General features: G+C 39.6%; 13 protein-coding genes and 3 pseudogenes. 6 read left to right on the top strand and 10 right to left on the bottom strand.

Annotation, left to right across the window (positions count from 1 at the left end; all coding sequences use genetic code 11):
• Positions 1-34: 34 nt before the first annotated feature.
• The 4 genes from AC0VZ4_RS19820 to AC0VZ4_RS19805 all read left to right on the top strand — a co-directional run bounded on the left by AC0VZ4_RS19820 (position 35) and on the right by AC0VZ4_RS19805 (position 2,747).
• Complete coding sequence (locus AC0VZ4_RS19820; RefSeq protein WP_475440080.1) at positions 35-1,060, top strand: IS630 family transposase; 1,026 nt, start codon at positions 35-37, stop codon at positions 1,058-1,060.
• A 28-nt stretch (positions 1,061-1,088) separates the two neighbouring features.
• Positions 1,089-1,775: a hypothetical protein gene (locus AC0VZ4_RS19815; protein WP_475440506.1), complete on the top strand. Its 687-nt coding sequence runs from the start codon at positions 1,089-1,091 to the stop codon at positions 1,773-1,775.
• 64 nt (positions 1,776-1,839) lie between these two features.
• Positions 1,840-2,361 (top strand): YcxB family protein, encoded by a 522-nt coding sequence (locus AC0VZ4_RS19810; protein WP_008136062.1) that lies wholly within the window; start codon positions 1,840-1,842, stop codon positions 2,359-2,361.
• A 2-nt stretch (positions 2,362-2,363) separates the two neighbouring features.
• The gene (locus AC0VZ4_RS19805) at positions 2,364-2,747 is read left to right on the top strand and encodes a hypothetical protein (protein ID WP_008136064.1); all 384 of its coding nucleotides are present in this window, start codon (positions 2,364-2,366) and stop codon (positions 2,745-2,747) included.
• Positions 2,748-2,846: 99 nt separating this feature from the next.
• Here AC0VZ4_RS19805 and AC0VZ4_RS19800 read toward each other — a convergent pair whose 3' ends face one another.
• The 9 genes and pseudogenes from AC0VZ4_RS19800 to AC0VZ4_RS19760 all read right to left on the bottom strand — a co-directional run bounded on the left by AC0VZ4_RS19800 (position 2,847) and on the right by AC0VZ4_RS19760 (position 16,221).
• Positions 2,847-4,736 (bottom strand): monovalent cation:proton antiporter-2 (CPA2) family protein, encoded by a 1,890-nt coding sequence (locus tag AC0VZ4_RS19800; RefSeq protein WP_475440505.1) that lies wholly within the window; start codon positions 4,734-4,736, stop codon positions 2,847-2,849.
• A 163-nt stretch (positions 4,737-4,899) separates the two neighbouring features.
• Positions 4,900-7,296 carry a PKD domain-containing protein gene (locus tag AC0VZ4_RS19795; protein ID WP_475440504.1) on the bottom strand — a complete coding sequence of 799 codons (2,397 nt, stop codon included), beginning with the start codon at positions 7,294-7,296 and terminating at the stop codon, positions 4,900-4,902.
• 212 nt (positions 7,297-7,508) lie between these two features.
• A complete protein-coding gene (locus tag AC0VZ4_RS19790; protein ID WP_475440503.1) occupies positions 7,509-8,402 on the bottom strand; it encodes a DUF4097 family beta strand repeat-containing protein in 894 nt (297 codons plus the stop codon).
• Between the two features lie 203 nt (positions 8,403-8,605).
• A complete protein-coding gene (locus AC0VZ4_RS19785) occupies positions 8,606-10,609 on the bottom strand; it encodes a methyl-accepting chemotaxis protein (protein WP_475440502.1) in 2,004 nt (667 codons plus the stop codon).
• Positions 10,610-10,867: 258 nt separating this feature from the next.
• Positions 10,868-13,416, bottom strand: a pseudogene (locus AC0VZ4_RS19780) (TonB-dependent receptor plug domain-containing protein).
• Between the two features lie 269 nt (positions 13,417-13,685).
• Complete coding sequence (locus AC0VZ4_RS19775) at positions 13,686-14,531, bottom strand: DUF4198 domain-containing protein (RefSeq protein ID WP_024596099.1); 846 nt, start codon at positions 14,529-14,531, stop codon at positions 13,686-13,688.
• A gap of 34 nt (positions 14,532-14,565) precedes the next feature.
• Complete coding sequence (locus AC0VZ4_RS19770) at positions 14,566-15,075, bottom strand: DUF2271 domain-containing protein (protein WP_024589611.1); 510 nt, start codon at positions 15,073-15,075, stop codon at positions 14,566-14,568.
• A complete protein-coding gene (locus AC0VZ4_RS19765; RefSeq protein ID WP_475440501.1) occupies positions 15,075-15,707 on the bottom strand; it encodes a PepSY-associated TM helix domain-containing protein in 633 nt (210 codons plus the stop codon). The genes AC0VZ4_RS19770 and AC0VZ4_RS19765 overlap by 1 nt, the downstream gene beginning before the upstream one ends.
• Before the next feature lie 118 nt (positions 15,708-15,825).
• On the bottom strand, positions 15,826-16,221 hold the full coding sequence (locus AC0VZ4_RS19760; RefSeq protein WP_033023731.1) for a YbaN family protein: 396 nt from the start codon (positions 16,219-16,221) through the stop codon (positions 15,826-15,828).
• A 192-nt stretch (positions 16,222-16,413) separates the two neighbouring features.
• On the opposite strand from AC0VZ4_RS19760, the gene AC0VZ4_RS19755 reads away from it, so the two are divergent.
• Entirely contained in the window at positions 16,414-17,382 is a 969-nt protein-coding gene (locus AC0VZ4_RS19755) for an IS30 family transposase (RefSeq protein WP_475439697.1), read from the top strand.
• Between the two features lie 205 nt (positions 17,383-17,587).
• Here the strand turns inward: AC0VZ4_RS19755 and AC0VZ4_RS19750 are convergent.
• Positions 17,588-18,115 (bottom strand): annotated as a pseudogene (locus AC0VZ4_RS19750) (carbohydrate porin); the annotation flags it as partial.
• 97 nt (positions 18,116-18,212) lie between these two features.
• Between AC0VZ4_RS19750 and AC0VZ4_RS19745 the strand changes: the two are divergent.
• Positions 18,213-19,429, top strand: a pseudogene (locus AC0VZ4_RS19745) (IS4 family transposase).
• The last annotated feature ends 2 nt before the right edge of the window (positions 19,430-19,431 follow it).

Here is a 19,431-nt window from a genome sequence, read left to right as displayed (position 1 = left end):
TGATTTTTACAGTAATGAGGATCATGATACCAGCATGAACAAAATTGAACTGACCGCCGAACAAAAAGTAGACCTTGAAGCCTTTCATGACACAAGTCGTGATGGCCGTATTCGAGATCGCATCAAAGCGGTATTACTACGCTCTGAAGGTTGGTCAACAGCGATGATTGCTCAAGCATTGCGACTTCATGAAACCACGATTACCAGACACATCGATGATTATATAAGTAAAAACAAGTTAGCACCTGAAAATGGGGGCTCACACCCTTATTTAAGTCAAGAGCAAACTGCGGATGTCATTGAACATATTACGCAAAATACTTATCGTTATTCTTACGAAATCATCGAGTACATATGGAAAACTCATGCAATCCGCTTTTCTATTTCAGGATTGAATAAATGGCTCCATCAGCACAATTTTAGCTACAAGTATCCTAAGGGCGTACCACATAAATTTGATGAAGAAAAACAAGCTGTTTTTATTAAAGAATATGAAGAGTTAAAAGTGCAAACGGCTGATGAAACAATCTATTTCATTGATGCGATGCACCCAACTCAAGCAACAAAAGTAAGTTGTGGTTGGATAAGAAAAGGACAGGATAAACCGCTAGCAACCACGGGGAGTCGAACACGATTAAATCTTATTGGTGCGATTGATTTAAATAACTTAACAGCGGCACACGTAAAGCGCTATGAGAAAGTAAATAGTGAGACAATTCAGACGTTTTTTACTGAGTTACGCGCGCGTAATGATGGTGACAAGCGCATTCATATCATTTTAGATGGTGCAGGATATCATCGAGCAATTGACGTTAAAAAGAAAGCAAAAGAGCTCAATATTAGACTTCATTACCTCCCTCCTTACAGCCCAAATTTGAACCCTATAGAGCGGCTATGGAAAGTAATGAATGAGTATGTCAGGAATAATAAATATTTTGCAACGGCAAAAGAATTTAGAGATAAAATTGATAAGTTTTTTAGTCAAACACTTCCTAATCTAGGTGATATTTTGGCGAGTCGAATTAACGACAATTTTCAGGTGTTAAATTCTGCATCTTGAAGTGTGATGGGTATATAAGGAGTTTGCGTTGAGAACACGTATTATGAATTTTATTGAGAAATCTAATCAGGTATTACTATTTATTGCTGCGATAGTTGTAATTTTTGCTATTGGTAAGAGCCTTATTAGTGATCTTTTTAAAAGTGGCTATTCTGCGCCTAAGGTTCAGGTGATTGAACATAGCGTAGCCCTTGATGAAGAACCAAAGTTACAAAAAAATTATATTGGTCAAATCAAAGATGTTCACATTTTAGAAATCACGTCTGACAAAATAATAAATCAAAAACCTTACAGCGCTAATGCTGAGATTATTATTTCATCAGCACTGAGTTTGAGTCGTAATGCAGTAAATTTAATGTTTACTAAAGCTGGCGAGAAAAACAAAGTGTTATTCAAAAATAACGTATTAATTGTAGGCTTTTCTCCGGTTCAATTAAAAGAAACCAGTTACCAAAGCGTTCTAAGTAAAAACATCTTCTCAGTTGTACAAAAAGATACAAATAAAAATGGCTTTTTAAATAGTGATGACCAAAAAGAGTTATTAGTTTCTGAATACGACGGCTCTGGCTTGAAATCTATTATGGATAATATTGAAGGCTATCAGCTAATTAGTAATAATATGGTATTAATTTATACCAAGCCGGAGAGTGAAGCACTTTATTATATTTTTGATGTACTATCAGGTGAGTTGGTTAAGCTTGATACACGCTTGTAGTTAGCTATTTACTTAAACACAAAACTTAATTGTGCGCTAAAAAGCGTTCTATATGGACATTACTATGCTCAAATCTATTACTGTTACTAAAAAGAATTATACCGACTATGCTGATTTTATAATAAAAAAGTTGTGTGCGCCTAAAGATAATAAAGGTTTAGGGTTTATAAAAAACATGATTGTATGGTTTGTGTTAGCCGTTGTTCTTATGACTTTTTTTCAGGTTGAGTCTATTCGCCTTTCTGACTTTCATTGGCCAAGTGGGTTAATTGTAGCAGTGCCATTTTTAATATTAATTATTGTATTTTTATACAATAATTATAAGTTAAAAGAGCAATCAATCCCCAATGAAAATGGCGTAATGATTGGCAATAAAACAATTGAATTTCAAGCTGATGGCATTTGCGAGACTAATCATCTTGGAAGTTACTTTTATAAATGGCAAGCCGTTGAAGCAATGGAAGAAAATAAAGGTGATTTATATATATTTGTAGACAAGTTATTGGCTTTAATAATCCCAGCTAGCACATTTACAAACGAAGCCGAAAAAGAAGAACTAAAAGCATTTATTAAAGCTCATATTTAGTCATGCGTAATTTTATAAATATTTACACCGTCTTAGTGTTTATTTTAATGCTTATACCTATTTCATCAATGGGAAGTGAAAAACCAGCTAACACTACCGATGAAAAATGGGGTAAGTATCTAGAGCATAGAGCTGCTTGGAATAAAATGCTTAAAGAGCGTTATGAAAATAAGTTAAAGCATACTCCGCCAAAACCGCCTTGGATTAAATTTCCAAATTATCATCCGAGCGATATATTTTGGAGAATGGGTGACGGCGAAAGCTACATAAGTGACTATTTTTCTATCTATTTTCAGTACGCTTCTAAGGCTGAAATAAATGCTTATAAGGTTAAATATCCTGAAAATTTAGATTGGCGTGGAACATATAAGCGCTTTGAACACTAACTAAAAAGTACAGCTATGCTTTCAGACAACTTATTTGATTGTAGCACTTATTCACAGTGCTATTAACTCACGCTAATAGCACATATCAGTTTTTAGACGCTACTCCAAATGAGCATCATCAGGCTTTTTAGGTTTACTCACTACTTCTGTTAAGCCGTCTTCGCAGTCGCCGCTATCGCAGGTATTTAAATCGCTTTGTGCTTGTTTATCTTGTTGCAGCACTTGCTTTAAATCTTCCATGCGTTGGCGAACTGCTACACCGTAGCTGGCGTCGTCTCCCCATAATGCAGCAAGTTGCAGTACTGCAGCGCGGTCGTGGTCTCTAAACAGCTTACCGGCGCGCTCTGCATCTTGCTTAGTGTTACCTAGTAACTCGAGTGCTTCTACGGCAAGGTTAATAGCTGAGTCAACTGTTTCGCGATTAAACGCATCTACTTTTAAATTAAGTAACTGATACGCATGGCGGCGGTCGATTGCGCGAGCAACTATTTTAAGCTGCGGGTAGTTTTTATGCGCGAACTTAATTATCTCAATAGTTTTATCGGGGTTATCAATTGCAATTACTAGCATTTGCGCTGTGTGCGCGCCTGCGGCTTCAAGGAGTTCTTGGCGTGCTGCATCGCCATAAAATACAGTATTGCCAAAACGGCGTAGTAATTCTATTTGGCTAGGGCTGTGGTCAAGTACGGTAATTTCGTAGCCTTGCGCGTGCAGTAAACGCCCCATAATTTGGCCAAAACGTCCGTAGCCCGCAATAATTACGTGCTTAGCGGTGCTAATTTGCTCTGGCTTATCAAACTCAGGTAAAGCACTGCTGCTGCGTTTTTGTATTTGCTCATAAACCATAAGTAATAACGGCGCTATTAGCATTGATACCGCGACAACTAAGGTAACAAGGCTGGTTTGCTCGGGCGTTAAAATACTTAAGGTGGTGGTTACGCTTAGCAGTACAAAGGCAAATTCACCCCCTTGGGCAAGCGCTAGGGCAAATAATAACTGCTGTTTGCTGCTAATTTTAAAGGTAACTGCAAGGGCAAATAAAATGCAGGCTTTAACTACAATGAGTAAAACCACTAAGCCTATAACGGTACTAAACTCGTTAAATAGCAGTTCAAAGTTAATTGATGCGCCAACAGTTATAAAAAACAATCCTAAAAGTAAGCCTTTAAAGGGTTCTATATCGGCTTCTAATTCGTGTCTAAATTCGCTCTCGGCAAGTACAACGCCCGCTAAAAAAGTTCCCAATGCAGGCGATAAACCAATACTTTGCATAACCAGTGCAATAGCGACCACTAAAAACAGTGCAAAAATAGTAAATATTTCACGCATGTGTGTTTGAGCAATGTATCTAAATAACGGGGCCGATACGTATTTACCGCCGGCAATAATAGCGGCAATAACCGCAACCGAAACACATACTTGTTGCCATACAGGCCAGCTTGCAATAATCGAATCGCTGATTTCTTTTGTGCTAGTTTGCGGGGCAAATGCAAGCAGTGGCAATAGGGCTAAAATAGGAATAATTGCGATGTCTTGAAACAGCAATACCGAAAAAGCGTTTTGTCCGGCTTCTTGCTTTAGCCAGCCTTTTTCTTCAAGGCTTTGCAGTACAATAGCGGTAGAGGAGAGCGCGAGCATTAAACCAATGGCGAGTGCGGTTTGCCAATGCATGGCAAAAAACCAATAACAAAATGCAAAAATAGCCGCTGCCGATAACACAACCTGTAAGCCGCCAAGCCCTAAAATAGAGTGGCGTAATGTCCATAAACGCGAAGGTTGTAGTTCAAGACCAACTAAAAACAGCATCATTACTACGCCAAATTCAGCGAAGTGCATTACATCGGTTTGATCGCCCACAACACCCAGCGCATAAGGGCCAATGAGTATTCCGGCAATTAAATAACCTAATACTGAGCCAAGTCCGACTCGTTTAGCAATAGGCACAGCGACTATGGCTGCTGCTAAGTAAATTAAAGCAATTTCTAACACGCGTTTATCCTAATAACGTCAAGGCTTTTAGAATGGCTTAGCTGCTTATAAAATACAATGGATTATATGGCTCAAAGTTGCTTATTTATCAGTAGTTATAACACTAATGGTTATAACTACTGGGCTAAAAATAGCACTTTATGTTGAAGGGCTTATTTGGGGGCTAAATATTACAAATACTTATAATTGCAGAGCTTGGTTGGCCTGAATCAGAATGGTAAATAGTAATGTTTGAGCTGATTGTATTTTCAACGTTTGTTTCAATTACTGTTACTTCAAATTCGGCTGATGCAGGTAGGTCGATATCTAATTCGCTATCGAGGTAAGTACTTCCGCTTTTTTGTAAAGTAAGTGGTTTTGTTTGATCAAAGCTAAATTGAAAGCTATCTGACGCTAAAAGTGTATCTACCATGTTAAAACGTAAATTAACGGTGTCGGGGCCTGAAAACTCAGCACACACAAATACCGAAACCTCAACAGCCTGTAAAACGGGCATGCTATTTTGGCCTATATCCACAGTAAAATTGCTTTGCGTAATAGCTACAGAGTTATATTCCCCAGCTGCAAGCCTTTGATCTGCTGTTGTTATCGTTATTTTTTCACCTTGCGCTAAATTAACCTCTTCATCAAAAAAGCCATTTGTGTTGGTGCTGTACTGCTGTCCATTAATTGTTAGCTGTGCATTGCTTATAGCGGCTTTTTGCACATTAGTGAGTTGCCCTTTAATACGACCGGTAAGTTGTGCAGAGTTAGTTACTGTAATTGAAAATTGCACACTTTTTGAAAAGCCATCAGCATCAGTTGCTACAACGGTTAGCGTGTAACTACCTGTCATATCTGCGATAAATTCGGTAATACTTTGGTTTGTATTGCTTAAGCTGGTGCTCGAGCCTGAAGGGGCTGATAGTGTCCAAGCGTAATCGAGAGTGGTTCCCTCTGGGTCGTAACTTTGGCTTACATCAAATTTAACCGTATTGCCCACTACATCGTAGCGTGATTGCTCCCCCGTGAAGCTAATTACTGGCAGTGCATTTTGTATTACATCAATTGTTAGGGTTTTTGTGTCAGAGAACTGCACGCCATCGTTAGTGCGTAACGAAATAACAACTTGCCCCTCTACTGATGCGCTAAACGTTGGTTTTGATATTGTATTACTGCTAAGCGTTGCTTGGCCTTGCGACGAAATGATTTCCCATTGGTAACTTAGTGGCTGGCCCTCTGGATCGTAACTATTTGAGGCATCAAGTAAAACTTGTTCATCAACTGTTATGGAGGTTGCATAAGTTACCAAAGTAATAGGCTTTTTATTGCTACTGGCATGCAGTACTGAGGTTGCTTGGTTTGAGCTTAATTGCACATCAGATACAGTAAGCACTACAACGTAAGCGCCTTCGTTATCGGCAATAATAGAGGGCATTGCTGATGTACTGTTGGTCAGTTGTGATGCACTATTTACAGGCTTGGCTTGTAACTGCCAGTTATAACTCAGCGTATCTCCGTCGGGGTCGCTGCATTGTTGGCACTGCAAAGTGGTTGATTCGTTTAACGTAATATCACGTTCGGATTCAAGTGTTGCTATTGGGGCTTTATTGCTTGTGGTAACAGTTAAAGTAACTGATGCGGTATCACTTTCGTTTTGTTGATCGGTAACAGTGAGTGAAAGCGCGTAATCTCCAACTGTTGACGCTGAAAACCCAGCGGTATGATTTTTCATGTTTGAAAGAGCTGGCGTGCTGCCCTGGGGTTTTGATGTAATTGCCCACGCATAACTAAGCGTATCGTTTTTATCGGGATCAGTACTTTGGTTACCATAAAGTGTAACAACTTCATTTGGGGCAATTGTTTTATTTTCTACGTTTATAACCGCTTGTGGTGATGAATTAGAATTAAGCGATTCACTTTTTATGAGTACGACAGTGCTTGCTGTATCACCTTGTGAATCAGTAACGGTAAGCTCAACTTTAAACTCGCCTATTTTGTCTGCAACAAACTGGCTTTTTACTTGAGTCGCATTTTCAAGCGTTGCATTACTTGCTACGGGCTTGGTAATAAATTGCCATTTGTATTGATTAATGGCGCCGCTGGTTGTGCTACTTTGCGCGCCATTTAAAAGCACAACATCACCTTGTTTAACGGTTTGTGTGCTACCTGCGTTAGCAATTAGTTGGGTACTTGCAGTAACGGTGAGTTGTTTTTGTGCAGGTGTGCTTGAAAGCTTGCCGTCACTCACGGTTAATACTAATTGGTACTCTTGTGCTTCAGATACTGAAAACTCAACGGTACTTTCATTATTAACCGTAATCGGTATTTCTACTTGTTCGTTTTTGCTGGTTAATTGCCATTGATAGGTGAGTGCATCGCCATCGGGGTCGCTACTTTGTGTTGCGCTAAAAACGAGGGTGGTATTTACTTTAAACTCCGATTGCTCGGTGGTGATAACCGCAATAGGCTTTGTGTTAGTGCTGAGCGGTTTAGTTACTGTTTTGGAGTCTGAACCTCCAGAGCCACATGCAACAAGCGTGAATAGAGTCGTGATTAGAATTAAGAGCTTCCATTTCATAGTATTAATATCCTTTTAATAAAGTCGAATACTAATATGTACCGAAATTAGCTATAAAGCAATAAAATAAATCAAATAAGTACTTTTTATATTATTTTAGGAAATAGTTAACGTGAAACAGTGCTGCTTTTGAATCATTTATACATTGAGGGGGAGTGCTTTATGCCCAGATTGATAGGGCATAAAGTATATTAAATGGCAGTTAAATAAAGTTAGTCAGCTACTTTTACTGAGCCGCTAATATTATCGATACTTACATCGCCCGAGCCTGATTCAGTAATGCTCAGCCCCTTTGCATGATTAACGCGAATATCACCCGAACCGTCTTCAATTGTTACGCTTGAACCAATATGCTCAATAAGCAGGTCACCAGAGTTATCATCAACATTAACAGCACCGCTTATATGGCTTATCACTAAATTACCCGATCCATCTTCAACGTTTAGCGAACCGTTTATGTTGCTCACGTGCATTTCGCCAGACCCATCGTCAATAGTTGCATTGACGCTTACGTTGTTAATGTGAATACTGCCAGATCCATCGGTTAATTCTAAATTACCTGCGATGTTTTCAAGGTTTACTTCACCTGATCCATCGTCAACAGTTAGGTTTTTAGCACCGCTTATTGTTAAATTTCCTGAGCCGTCTTTTACATCAATATTGCTTTGCATAGCACTTATAAAAATGTCGCCAGAGCCATCATCAATATCTAAATTTAGATTACTTGGCACAGTAACCACTAAATTAATACTTGGAGATTGACCACTGTAAAAGCTAATGCCATTACGGCTTTTATTTTGGGCAACAAGCTTTGCCTGTTTACCGTCTTGCTCGAGCGTTAGCTCGTATTCGTCTTCAATGTCGGCTGTGTAAATAGTGGCATCAACACTGATGCTGGTGGCCGTTTTTGAGCCTTTTATTTCAAGGCTACCTGCGCCGCTTAACACATTTAAATATTCTAAATTATTGCTTGGCAGTGATAGCTGTTTTGTTTGTTTTACTGAGGCAACGCTTGGCGATATATGAAATACACAGCCACTTAATAATAAAATGCCGCCAATAAGTGAAAGTGGTTTTGTAATGTTAGATACAGTTGATGAGCTCATGTTTAGTCCTTTGGTATTTATTGTTTGTATTTATATAAACAATATAGAGCAAAAATGAGGCCGAAATGTAAGCTGTTGTTTTATATAGGGTGGTGGTTTTTTATGAAAGTTGAAATACTAATAAGTGGTTAAAATAACTAATTATTAATATAAAAGGATGCGTGATGCATCCTTTGTTTAATTTAGAAACTTTAACTGTGGTATTAATGTGCTCTGAAGTAGCTTATTTGTTGCTTAATTTTTTCAGCTAATGTCATTAGTTCACTTGCCGAATTTACAGTACTTTGCGTGCGAGACTCACCCTCTTTAGCGAGTTGGCTTATAGAGTGTAAATTTTGAGTAATCTCTGCTGCAACGGTGCTTTGTTGATCTGTTGCCTCAGCTATATTATTTGATGAGCGAGTTAGATCACCAATACTTTGAGTGATTAAGTTAAGTTGCTCTCCTGTTTTTTCGCCCTCTTCAGCTGATTTAATACCCAACTGACGGCTTTGTTCCATTTGTTTAGTTGCGGCGGTAACTTGTATTTGTAGCTGTTCAATTGTTTGGCTAATTTCTAAAATTGATTTTTGAGTGCGCTGCGCTAATGTTCTAACTTCATCGGCTACAACTGCAAACCCTCTACCTTGTTCGCCAGCTCTTGCCGCTTCTATTGCTGCATTAAGTGCTAGTAAGTTTGTTTGCTCAGCAATCCCATTAATTACTTCGGTTACTTTACTTATTTCGTTACTCGCGGTGTTTACTTTTTCTACAGAGTTATGGCTATCATTTAACTGTTGGCTTAGTTGCATTAAATCATTAACAACTTGGGTTAATTGTGTTCGACCTAATTGAGCTTCTGCATCAACTTGTTGGGTTCGTTGAGCGCCTTCATTTGCGTTATTGGCTACATCTTTAATGGATACTGACATTTCTTCGATGGCGGTGGCTATTAGATCTGTTTGCCCCATCATTGCATGTGCTTCTTTGCCGTTAGTGAGTGCAATTTTTTTGGAGATGCCCGCTTGCTTTTCCAGCTCAACTACAGAGTTTTGTAAGGCGAGTATTAGTTTTTTGAGTTCAACCGACATGCTGCTTACACTCGCGGTAATTTGGTCTATTTCATTTTCACTATTTGTGTTGGTATTTAAAAAATGTTGTGACAAATCACCTTTACCTAATGCATCAACGCTACGTGTTAACTGTCTTAATGGTTTAAGTGTTTTTACTAGCACCCAAAAAAGTAAAATTGAGATAGCAAGGATCCCCCCAACAGACGTTATGCTGTTAACTACCATTAGTTTTATGCTTTCTTCAGTGAGTTCGCTTTCTTTTACACGACCAAGTAAGGTCCAATCCCACCCAGGTACCGTTTTACTGTAAGCAAACATCGGGGTGTTATTTTCACTATTGTATTTTAATGACAGACCCTTTTTAATTGCCTCTAGATTAAGCCCATCAAGTGCTTTGGAGTTCACTTTTGAGTCAACTGCGGCCTCTTTACCCGCTATAACTACATCATTTGTATTTCTGAAAACAAATAAGTTACCGCTTTCTTCAATTACTATTTTATTAACAGACTCTCTCAGCGATGCCAGTGCATCGTTTATATTAAAACCTATGTATAAAATACCAATTACTTGGTTTTGTTTATTTTTAATTGGTTGGTAAACAGTCATATACTCGTTGCCGAATAATTTAGCGTAACCTTCATAGCTTTGACCGTTCATAAGAGGCTGATAGCCTGTGTGTTTTTTTCCTAGGTATGTGCCAATAGCCCGTTGCCCATCACTCTTTTTTAAAGAGGTAGTAATACGAAAAAAATCATCCCCATCTCGCATAAATACCGTGGCGTTACCTCCGGTTAATTTAGCGTAATTTTCAACAATATCGATATTGTTATTAACCTGTTCACCATCATGTAAAAGAATAGGAACCATAGTATCTACGACCATTACTTTTTGATCGCTTTTTTTAAATTCACCAGGGTACATACCTTTAAATACGGTCGCATTGCGTTTTGCTATTGCAAGTAGGCTGTCGTATTGGAGTTCTAAAAGATCTGAAATAGCGGTTATTTCAGACTTAATCGCAGTTTCACTTTTTTCAGAAAGTGTATTAGCCGAGATTAAATAGGTAGATAGTCCCACTAAACTAAAAATACATAACGTTAAAGTGAATGCTAGGGCACCAATTTGTTTTGATATTGACCAGTTTTTATAGCTCATACTTCACTCCAAAGAAAGACGGTATTTATGCGTACTTAGTTTAATTATAGGCGTTTTAAGTTGTTTTTTGATGACTTACTAGCAACTAACTTAACCTAATAATCAATTTATCATATAAAAAAAATTTAATAATAATAAAAAGTTAGCAATTTATGTTGAAGGTGTTATTGCTGAATTTATTTGATTATAGCTAGGATGGTTATTTTTATTACTATTTTTTAAATATAAAAAATCCGATATGGCATGCCATATCGGATTTTAATTTAACTCATTAAATTTAAAGCTGTAAGTAATATTACCGTATAGGAAACGTCCGTCTAATCCGTAAGGTGCATACGGTGTGTACGGGAATATTTGGCCAAAGTCAGAGTAACCAATGTTATCCACGGTGGCTTGTGGGTACTGATCGAATAAGTTGTTTGCACCAACGGCAAATTTCCAATATTCGTCTGGACGGTATGCCACTTCTAGGTCGGTGATCCATTTAGGGTCTAGGTATTCATCGCGATCGGCTGTAGTTGATATATCAGCGACTTCACCATAACGTGTGGCACGAAGCGTTGTTTGCCATTCGTTAAAGTTCCACACTGCTGATAGGTTCCATTTGCTATCTGGCGTGCCTTCTTCAAAGCGACCTACTTCACGACGTGCAAACACTACGTAGTCGTCACCTAGTGAGTTAAGCTGTGCTGGGTTGTCGTTTACGTGTGTTACTTCGGTATCGTTAAAGTTAGCAGCTACGTTTAGGCGTAAATCACCTAAGTTGTCTAAATCTAGGTTATAAGTGGCTACTATATCTACACCTTGCGTGCGCGAGTCGATAGCGTTGGTAAAGTAACGTACGCTTTCGGTGTTTAGCTCACCGGCATTTTGTAGTATTTCAACAACTGCATCGCCCTCTAAGTTTTCAGATAATACAATACGGTCATCAATATCAATACGGTATGCATCAACGGTTAAGCTAAAGCTCCCTTGAGTGTAAATAAAGCCAGCTGTAACGTTTACTGACTCTTCAGCATCTAATGGCTGGGAACCTAGCGCTTGCGCTGCTGCAGAATCAGTTGGGAATAAACCAACTTCAAATGGTTGGTTGTTTTCAAGTACGGTTGATATTTGGCGGTACGAGCTTTGCGCTAAAGATGGCGCACGGAAACCTGTGCTAATTGCACCGCGCAGTGATAGGTTTTCAGTAATGCTGTAACGCGAAGCAAGCTTAGAAGTAAATGTGTCACCAAAGTCGCTGTAATCTTCATAACGACCCGCTAAAACTACGTTCCATTTTTCTGTTAAGTAGGTATCAAACTCAACAATTAAAGCGATGTTATGACGGCTTTCGTCAGTCGCACTTTCTGGTCCAAAACCAGCAAGTACTTGCGCGCCACCGGCTGCAATTGGGTTACCGTCGCTATCAAGTGCGGTGATGTAAGACGCTTCTTCGCCTTCTTCTATTTTGTAGCTTTCGTGGCGGTATTCAGTACCTACGGTAAAAAATACGTCATCAGGTAAGCCTAAATCGAGTGTGGTATTGGCCGTTGCGTTTACTAAAAACTGATCGTAAACCAATGCACCGTTGTCAAATTCGGTTGGGCTGTCGGCACCTAGTGATGTGTTAATACTATTTACAACACCGAAACCAAAGTCGTTGCGGCCGTAGTTGGTACTTACATCCCATATCCAGTCGTTAGTTTCGCCTTGTAAGCCCAATGCAAATGAGTAGTCTTGTACGTCAGTTTCAATTTGCGGCAAAAAGCCATCTGGGTACACTTCTAAAACGTTACGGCTGTCTTTTGCTCGGCGGTAAAAACCACCTGAATTACCTTCACGCTTTGAGTAGCTACCAAATGAATAAAGGTTTAAGCCGTTATTTAAATCGTAACCCATGTTGTAAAACAACGCGTAATCTTCAAGGTCGGCTTTACCAAAACGGTGATTGTAACGATCGATAGTAAATTCGCGTGGGTCTAGGCTGCCATCATCAAGGCGGCTGTATTGTTCGCGTGGGTCAAAGCCTGAGCGCTGCGTTGAGTCGTTATCGCGGTATTCAATTGATACGTTTACAAAGCCGTTATCAGATAACGCAAAACCAGAGTTTGCGCTAACAGTGCGTGTTGCACCGTCGTTTACTTCGCGGTCGCCACCGGTATTAAACGCTAAGTCGCCGTTAGCATCTGCATAGGTGCTTTCTAGCTGAGGTACGCCAGCCATTTGAGTATCGTATTTACCGTACGTTACGCTTACGCTGCCGCCTTCTGAGGCATCTTTAAGTACAATATTAATACCCCAGCAATTGCATCAGAACCGTACTGTGCGGCTGCGCCATCACGTAGTACTTCAACACGTTTAATTGCAGAGGTTGGGATCATGTTCAAATCAACAGCGGTAGAGCCTCGACCAACAACACCTGCTAAGTTTAATAGCGCACCGGCATGGCGGCGCTTACCGTTTATAAGCACTAGGGTGTGATCGGGTGCTAATCCACGTAAAACAGCTGGTTTTGCATGGTCAGTACCATCACCCATAGTGGCACTTGGGTAGTTAAAGCTAGGTACTTGGTTTGCTAGTATTTGGCTTATTTCTAGCTGACCCGTACTTTGCATATCACCGCTGGTAATAATATCTACAGGTACTGAGCTTTCGGCAATACTGCGTAAGCTTCTGCGAGTACCGGTAACCGAAATCACTTCGATATTCTTTTCTGCTTGATTATCTTGCTCTGCGGCAACGGCCATAGAGTAAGGTGTGCTAAGTGCAGTGGTAACGGCCAAGCTAAGTGCTAGTTTATTTGCAGATAAACGCTTAAAAGTCATTAATTGTTCCCCAAGAGCTGCTAGTCGAAAAGGAGCGCATCATATAGAAGCGACTACCCTAGTGCAAAGATAAAAACTATCTAAGATATTCTAAGTTGTTAACATATAAGGTCACTGATTACGCGCGATATAGGCGTTTGGATCGTTGTAGTTGCAATCTTGTGTCGAATGGTTGCGAATTCAAGGGGATTTTAGATAAAAGTTAGTAAGACGTAAAAAGGCCAAGCAAATGCTTGGCCTTTCAATTTTTTTAAATTTAGTAATTTAAATTATTCAGGGGCAACTTCAAGCGTTGTAAATAATGCATAACGTCCTGCATCTACGCCTTCTTCATTTACGGTAACCTTGTTAGAGGTTTCGATTAGGTATAGGCCTGGCTCTTTCCACGTAATTGTAAACATCCCGTCTTTATCGGTCGTTACTTTTACTTCGCCACGCTCATTACGGTAGCGTGTGTCGCCTTTTAAAATACTTACTTCAACGCCTTCACCAGCAGATTTACCATCTTGTAGTAACTGAAAACGTGCTTGTTCACCTACAAATAAATCGTTTGGATGCGTTGGACCGCTAAGCTCTAAGCCTAAACCTAGCTGTGCAGGTTTTGAGGTGCCATTTCGGCTTACAAATGTATCTACTGTTGAAACAACTTTCGTTGTCGTTACATCTTTTGCATTGCTAGGTAACTCAGCTTCTGTTTTTTTACCAAATACGCGCTTGCGCTTACCTTCTTCGTTTTTATAGAAGGTCATGTACATTGGCTTTTGGGTCATTGCAATGTGGTAAGTGCCTTGCTCTGTTAAGCTTACCGCAGCTGAGCTTTTACGCTTTAAGTAATAAGCACGAATGGTTTCAGATACTGGCTCACCATTAGGCGCAAGTGCCATTAATAATGTGTCGTCGTACTCGGCGCCTTTTTCTTTAGGTTTAAAGGCTTTGTCTGGTGCAAACATTTCGTTAGAGATACTAGCGTCAATCATTACGTAATGCGCTTTATCGCCTGATAAAGATGTATGTGAAGGTAGTAACCAACGTCCGTGTGCACTTGCTGAAGTTGACACTAAAGCAGATAAGCTCAATGCGCCGATTAATGCCGTTTTTAATAAATTAATTTTCATTGTATTTCCTTAAATTCAAATGATTAAGTAGCAGCTACTTAGTGCTTACAGTGACGAAGCTTTTAGAAAACTCGTTTTTACCATCAATTGTTAGTTTGCCTGATTTAGTTAAATCGAGCTCAACGCGGGTGTAGTCTCTGCCGCCTTCTTCGCGTACAACTTCAATATTTAGTAAGTATTTACCTGGTTTTACTGGGTTACCGTCTAAATCATTACCTTGCCAATTTATGGTGTAAGTACCCGCGCGCTTGGTTGCGCCGCTAATGCCGTCAAAGTTGGCATCGCTTTTACCAGCTTTACGCCACCATTGGCGTAAGTCTTTAAACCATTCTGCTTTTTGCACCCAAAGTGCAAGCGTTGTCACGTGTTTGCGCTCTGGTGTTTCAAGCCAAACTGCAACGTATGGGCGGTGATACGGTTGCACTTCTAAGTCGGGAAGCGTTAATTCAACCTCTAGCTGTGGTGTTTGTGCATGCGCCGTTGTTTGAAAAAACGCAGCTACGAGCAGTAATGCGGCGCTTATAAATAATTTAAATTTAACCATTAATACACTCCTTTTATTTGTGGAACCCAACATAAATATATAACCAGTGGAGTTGCCACTCCTAGTAAAGTTATCCATATTCCTGCTAAGCGTTTTTTTCTATTTTGAAACAAAATAATCATGCCAGTGATGGCAAATAAAATCATCAGTACGGCAGATATATCAATTACCCAACTCCATACTTCACCGCTGTGGCGGCCTTTATGTAAGTCGCCAATAAGGCTTAAAAAGCCACCTGTTTGGTAATCAAGATTTAGCTCGCCAGTTGTAAAATCAAGCTCTGCGTAGGCAAACCCAGCAGGCAGTGGGTAGTCGAGCATGACAAGCGCGTCTTCTTTTTCCCACTCAATGCTTTTTACTTTTGTAAGTGAATATTGCTCGGCTAGGTAAGCTTCTATTTCAGGGTAAAGCGTTGGTAGCGTATTTAGCTGTTCATTGGCTTTGGTAACTAGCTCTGCTGGAATTGTTGCAGTTACTTGACCGTTATCTTTATCGTTTTTAAGCCAATCAATATGGTTGAGCACAATGCCGCTAACGCAAAACAAAATAAGCAGAAAAAATAAAGCTGTAGAAATATAAATATGTAGAGCGCGACTTGTACTATACAAAGTTCGCTTATTAATAAACGCCATAAATAGTTTAATATTGTAAAATTTACAACATGATAATGATTTGCATTAGTCATTACAAGTTTACTTACTTAACTTTACATTAAGATTTTACAAGTGGAGGGTATTTGTAGGTATACGTTTAGTACTTAGGTGGAGTAGAGGGCCTTAAGATAAGGTAAATCATTACCGATATTTCTATCGCTGCAACGAGGTAAATAACCCAAATCGGGGCAGTAGAGTACAGTAAAAATATAAACCCAATTAACATGCCAATGGCGGCATAACATTTTGCTTTAACGGGAACCACTTTGTGAGCTTGCCACTGTTGTAATGTAGCCCCATAACGAGGATGGTTAAGTAACCAGTGTTCTAGCGCGGGCGATGAGCGAGTAAAACAAGTGAGCGCTAAAATGAAAAATATAGTGGTGGGCATAACAGGCAGTACAATGCCAATAATACCAAGTGCAACCAGTATCAGCCCTAGCATTTTTAGCCATAAATTTTTATAACAAACAAAGGCTGCTCTTATATTCACTTATGCTCATTTTGTTTAATTACGGATACATTAAATTGTAGGCTAATTGAGGCGTAATTCGAAGTACTTATGCCAATTTTATTAAAAACATGATGATTATATAGCCTAAATTCGGATAATAAGTGCAATTTCTCAGATTAGATGGCCAGCTGTTATAATTCGGCCATTCTCTCGCCAAAGGAAATTGCTTTAATGAAATATAAACAGCTGACACAAGCAGAAAGATACCAGATTTACGCGTTAATAAAAGCAGGAAATAACCAAAAACAGATAGCTGATGAACTCACTCGTTCACCGTCATCTATCTCTAGAGAGTTAAAACGCAATAAAGGGCTTAAAGGCTATCGACCTAACCAAGCCAATAATTTTGCAGAGCAAAGACGCAAGTCATCTTTCAAAGCAAGTAAGTTAACAGATGATGTTACTGACTGGATTAATAAATTGTTGGTTGACGGACTTTCGCCAGAGCAGGTGGCAGGCCGCTTAGCTTTAGAGAAAAAGGTCGTTTTGCATCATGAAACGATTTATCAATATATTTACAGAGACAAGGCTCGTGGTGGTGAACTACATAAGACACTCACTCGTGCATGTAAAAAGTATAAAAAACGCTATGGAAGCTACGATAAACGTGGACAGATAGTTAATCGAGTCAGTATTGATGAACGCCCAAGTATTGTGGATTCAAAGTCTAGGATTGGTGATTGGGAGGGCGATACAGTGATAGGCAAAGGGCGTAAAAATGCCCTTGTTACAATGGTTGAACGTAAAACGTTATATACAGTCGTTCACAGAATTGAAAGCAAGCATGCGAAAATAACAGCCGATGCGCTGATCAAGTGTATGACACCCTATAAAGGTAAGGTTATTACCGTGACTTTAGATAATGGAAAAGAGTTTGCTCACCATGAGCATGTTGCACAAAAATTAGAAGCGGATGTGTATTTCGCTCACCCATATTCATCATGGGAGCGGGGCATAAATGAGAATACCAACGGCTTACTTAGACGCTTCTTCCCCAAGGGAACTGACTTTATGTCGCTAAGTGAAGCAGAAATACAGGCGGCAGTTGATAAGCTCAACCATCGGCCAAGAAAAACAAGAGGGTATAAAACCCCTCATGAGTTATTTACGGGGCAATCAGAAGTTCTGGTGGCTGCATAATGATTGCACTTAATACTTGAATTCAAGTAGTATTAAATAGTGGACTCATTTCGTTAAAAGTTTTTGCTTGGTTTTAGTGAGGTTTTTAATCATTAAATAGACCAAATATATAAGCAGATTGGTATGAAATAACAACAGCACGCAATAAAAAAAGGATAAATGTATTTTGCCCTTTTTTATTGTTGAATAGATTATGTGCGACTTTTTAGAAGTAGTAACCTAAATTTATATTGAAGCGACGCTCTGTATCGCCATCTCCTATCATTGTTCCGCCAATAAATGGCTGGTTACGCGCTTGAACATAATCAAAGTAGGTAAAAAAGGCACCGGCCGATACACTCACACCTGTTATATTCATCCACGTATTGGCGCTATCGTCTGATTTGTCGTATATGGTGCTGTAGTCGTTATAAAATTGTAGGGCATTTACAGGCCCCCATTCTACCGAATAATTGTAGGCAACGTTAAGGCTAGACATAGTTGCCTCGCTTGAAATCGTATCGTAATAGGCATAGGCTGCAACCGAAATACGGTCACTTTGATCGTCTAAGTCGTAGTCATACTCGCCATGTTGAAGCTGAATATTCCAGTTATTAATCTGACTATCAAGGTGTACAGCCCATGCACCATAACTACCTGCTCGATCTACACCGTCATGTAAGCCGCCACTGAGTAGTGAAATACCAATATCTGTTGTTATGTTTTTATTGTGCTTAATTTGATATGTTGCACGCCTAAAGTATCCCCAGAATTAGCCTTTATATATCAATAAACTAACAGTATTAAAAAATGTGGGAAGCGAGGGAACATTCATGGTGTTTTGTGATCTTATGAATCACTTACAAACAACAGAGCTAAACACCATGAATGCTTTTACTATTTTGCACAATATGCTCCGCGCTGTCACCCCTAAATCAATTCATAAAGCCAGATTTAATACTCTAGTCGCTGCCGTTAAATCTCTTTTGCACTGTCAGCAATGCACCTTGACGTCTATTGGTCGCAATTTGAATTCAAAAACAACTGAAAAACATGATATTAAACGTATTGATCGACTGCTCAGTAACCACGAGCTTTTACGTGAATCAACAACGGTTTATGTTCACTTAAGCCGTTTTGTGGTCACTGAAAAGCATCCCGTCATTTTGGTTGATTGGAGTCATGCCGATACACAAACCAAATATTGTATTCTGCGTGCCAGCATTGTCAGTGAAGGTCGCTCTTTAACCCTGTATCAGGAAAGTGCACTCAGCTTTCAATATCATTGCCCAAAAGTACAAAAACGGTTCTTGAAGATGCTCAAACTGATCTTGCCGAGTGATTGCCGGCCCGTCATTGTGACGGATGCGGGCTTTAAAGTACCTTGGCTCAAAGCCGTGCGAAACAATGGCTGGCATTATATTAGCCGAGTTCGAGGTACGGCACACTTGAAAACGCAGGGCAGCGATGAGTTTGTTCCATGCCAGTCACTATTCAAGAGCAATCAACGTAAGAGCCAGTATCTTGGCGCGACCGAGTTGACCAAAAGTGCAAAATATCAAACGCATGCAGTGCTGGTTGGCAAGGGGCATAAGTTATTAAAAAGAGATAAAAAACGTGGTTATAAGGAGCCTTGGCTACTCGTTTCTTCACTTCCAAAAAGGCACCACTTCCTCGAAAAAGTGCTCAAATTATATGGTATGAGAATGCAAATAGAAGCCGGATTTCGAGATCAAAAAAGTGTTAGGTTCGGCTTAGGCTCAGATCTACACAGAACGAACAAACTCTACCGATTAGACATACTTTTACTGCTCGCAACACTGGCGCATTGGTTCTCAATGATGCTGGGTGCAGTGATAGACAAAGCAGGAAAGACAGGATCTTTTCAAGCTAACTCAACCAAAAGCAGGCGAGTAGTGTCATGGGCATTTGTTGGGTTGCGATACTTCAAAAACAGTCCATTAAACTGCGACGGCGAGATTATTTAGAAGGGCTCGCCTATTTCGCACAAGTGGTAGTGCAACTCGATTGGAAAAATATGGATGTGAGTGATGTAATTGAAACTTAATG

It is taken from the genome of Pseudoalteromonas sp. QJM3NY_22, assembly GCF_056173065.1.
Note: the sequence above shows the minus strand (reverse complement) of the source record. Positions and strands in the feature narration are given on the sequence as shown.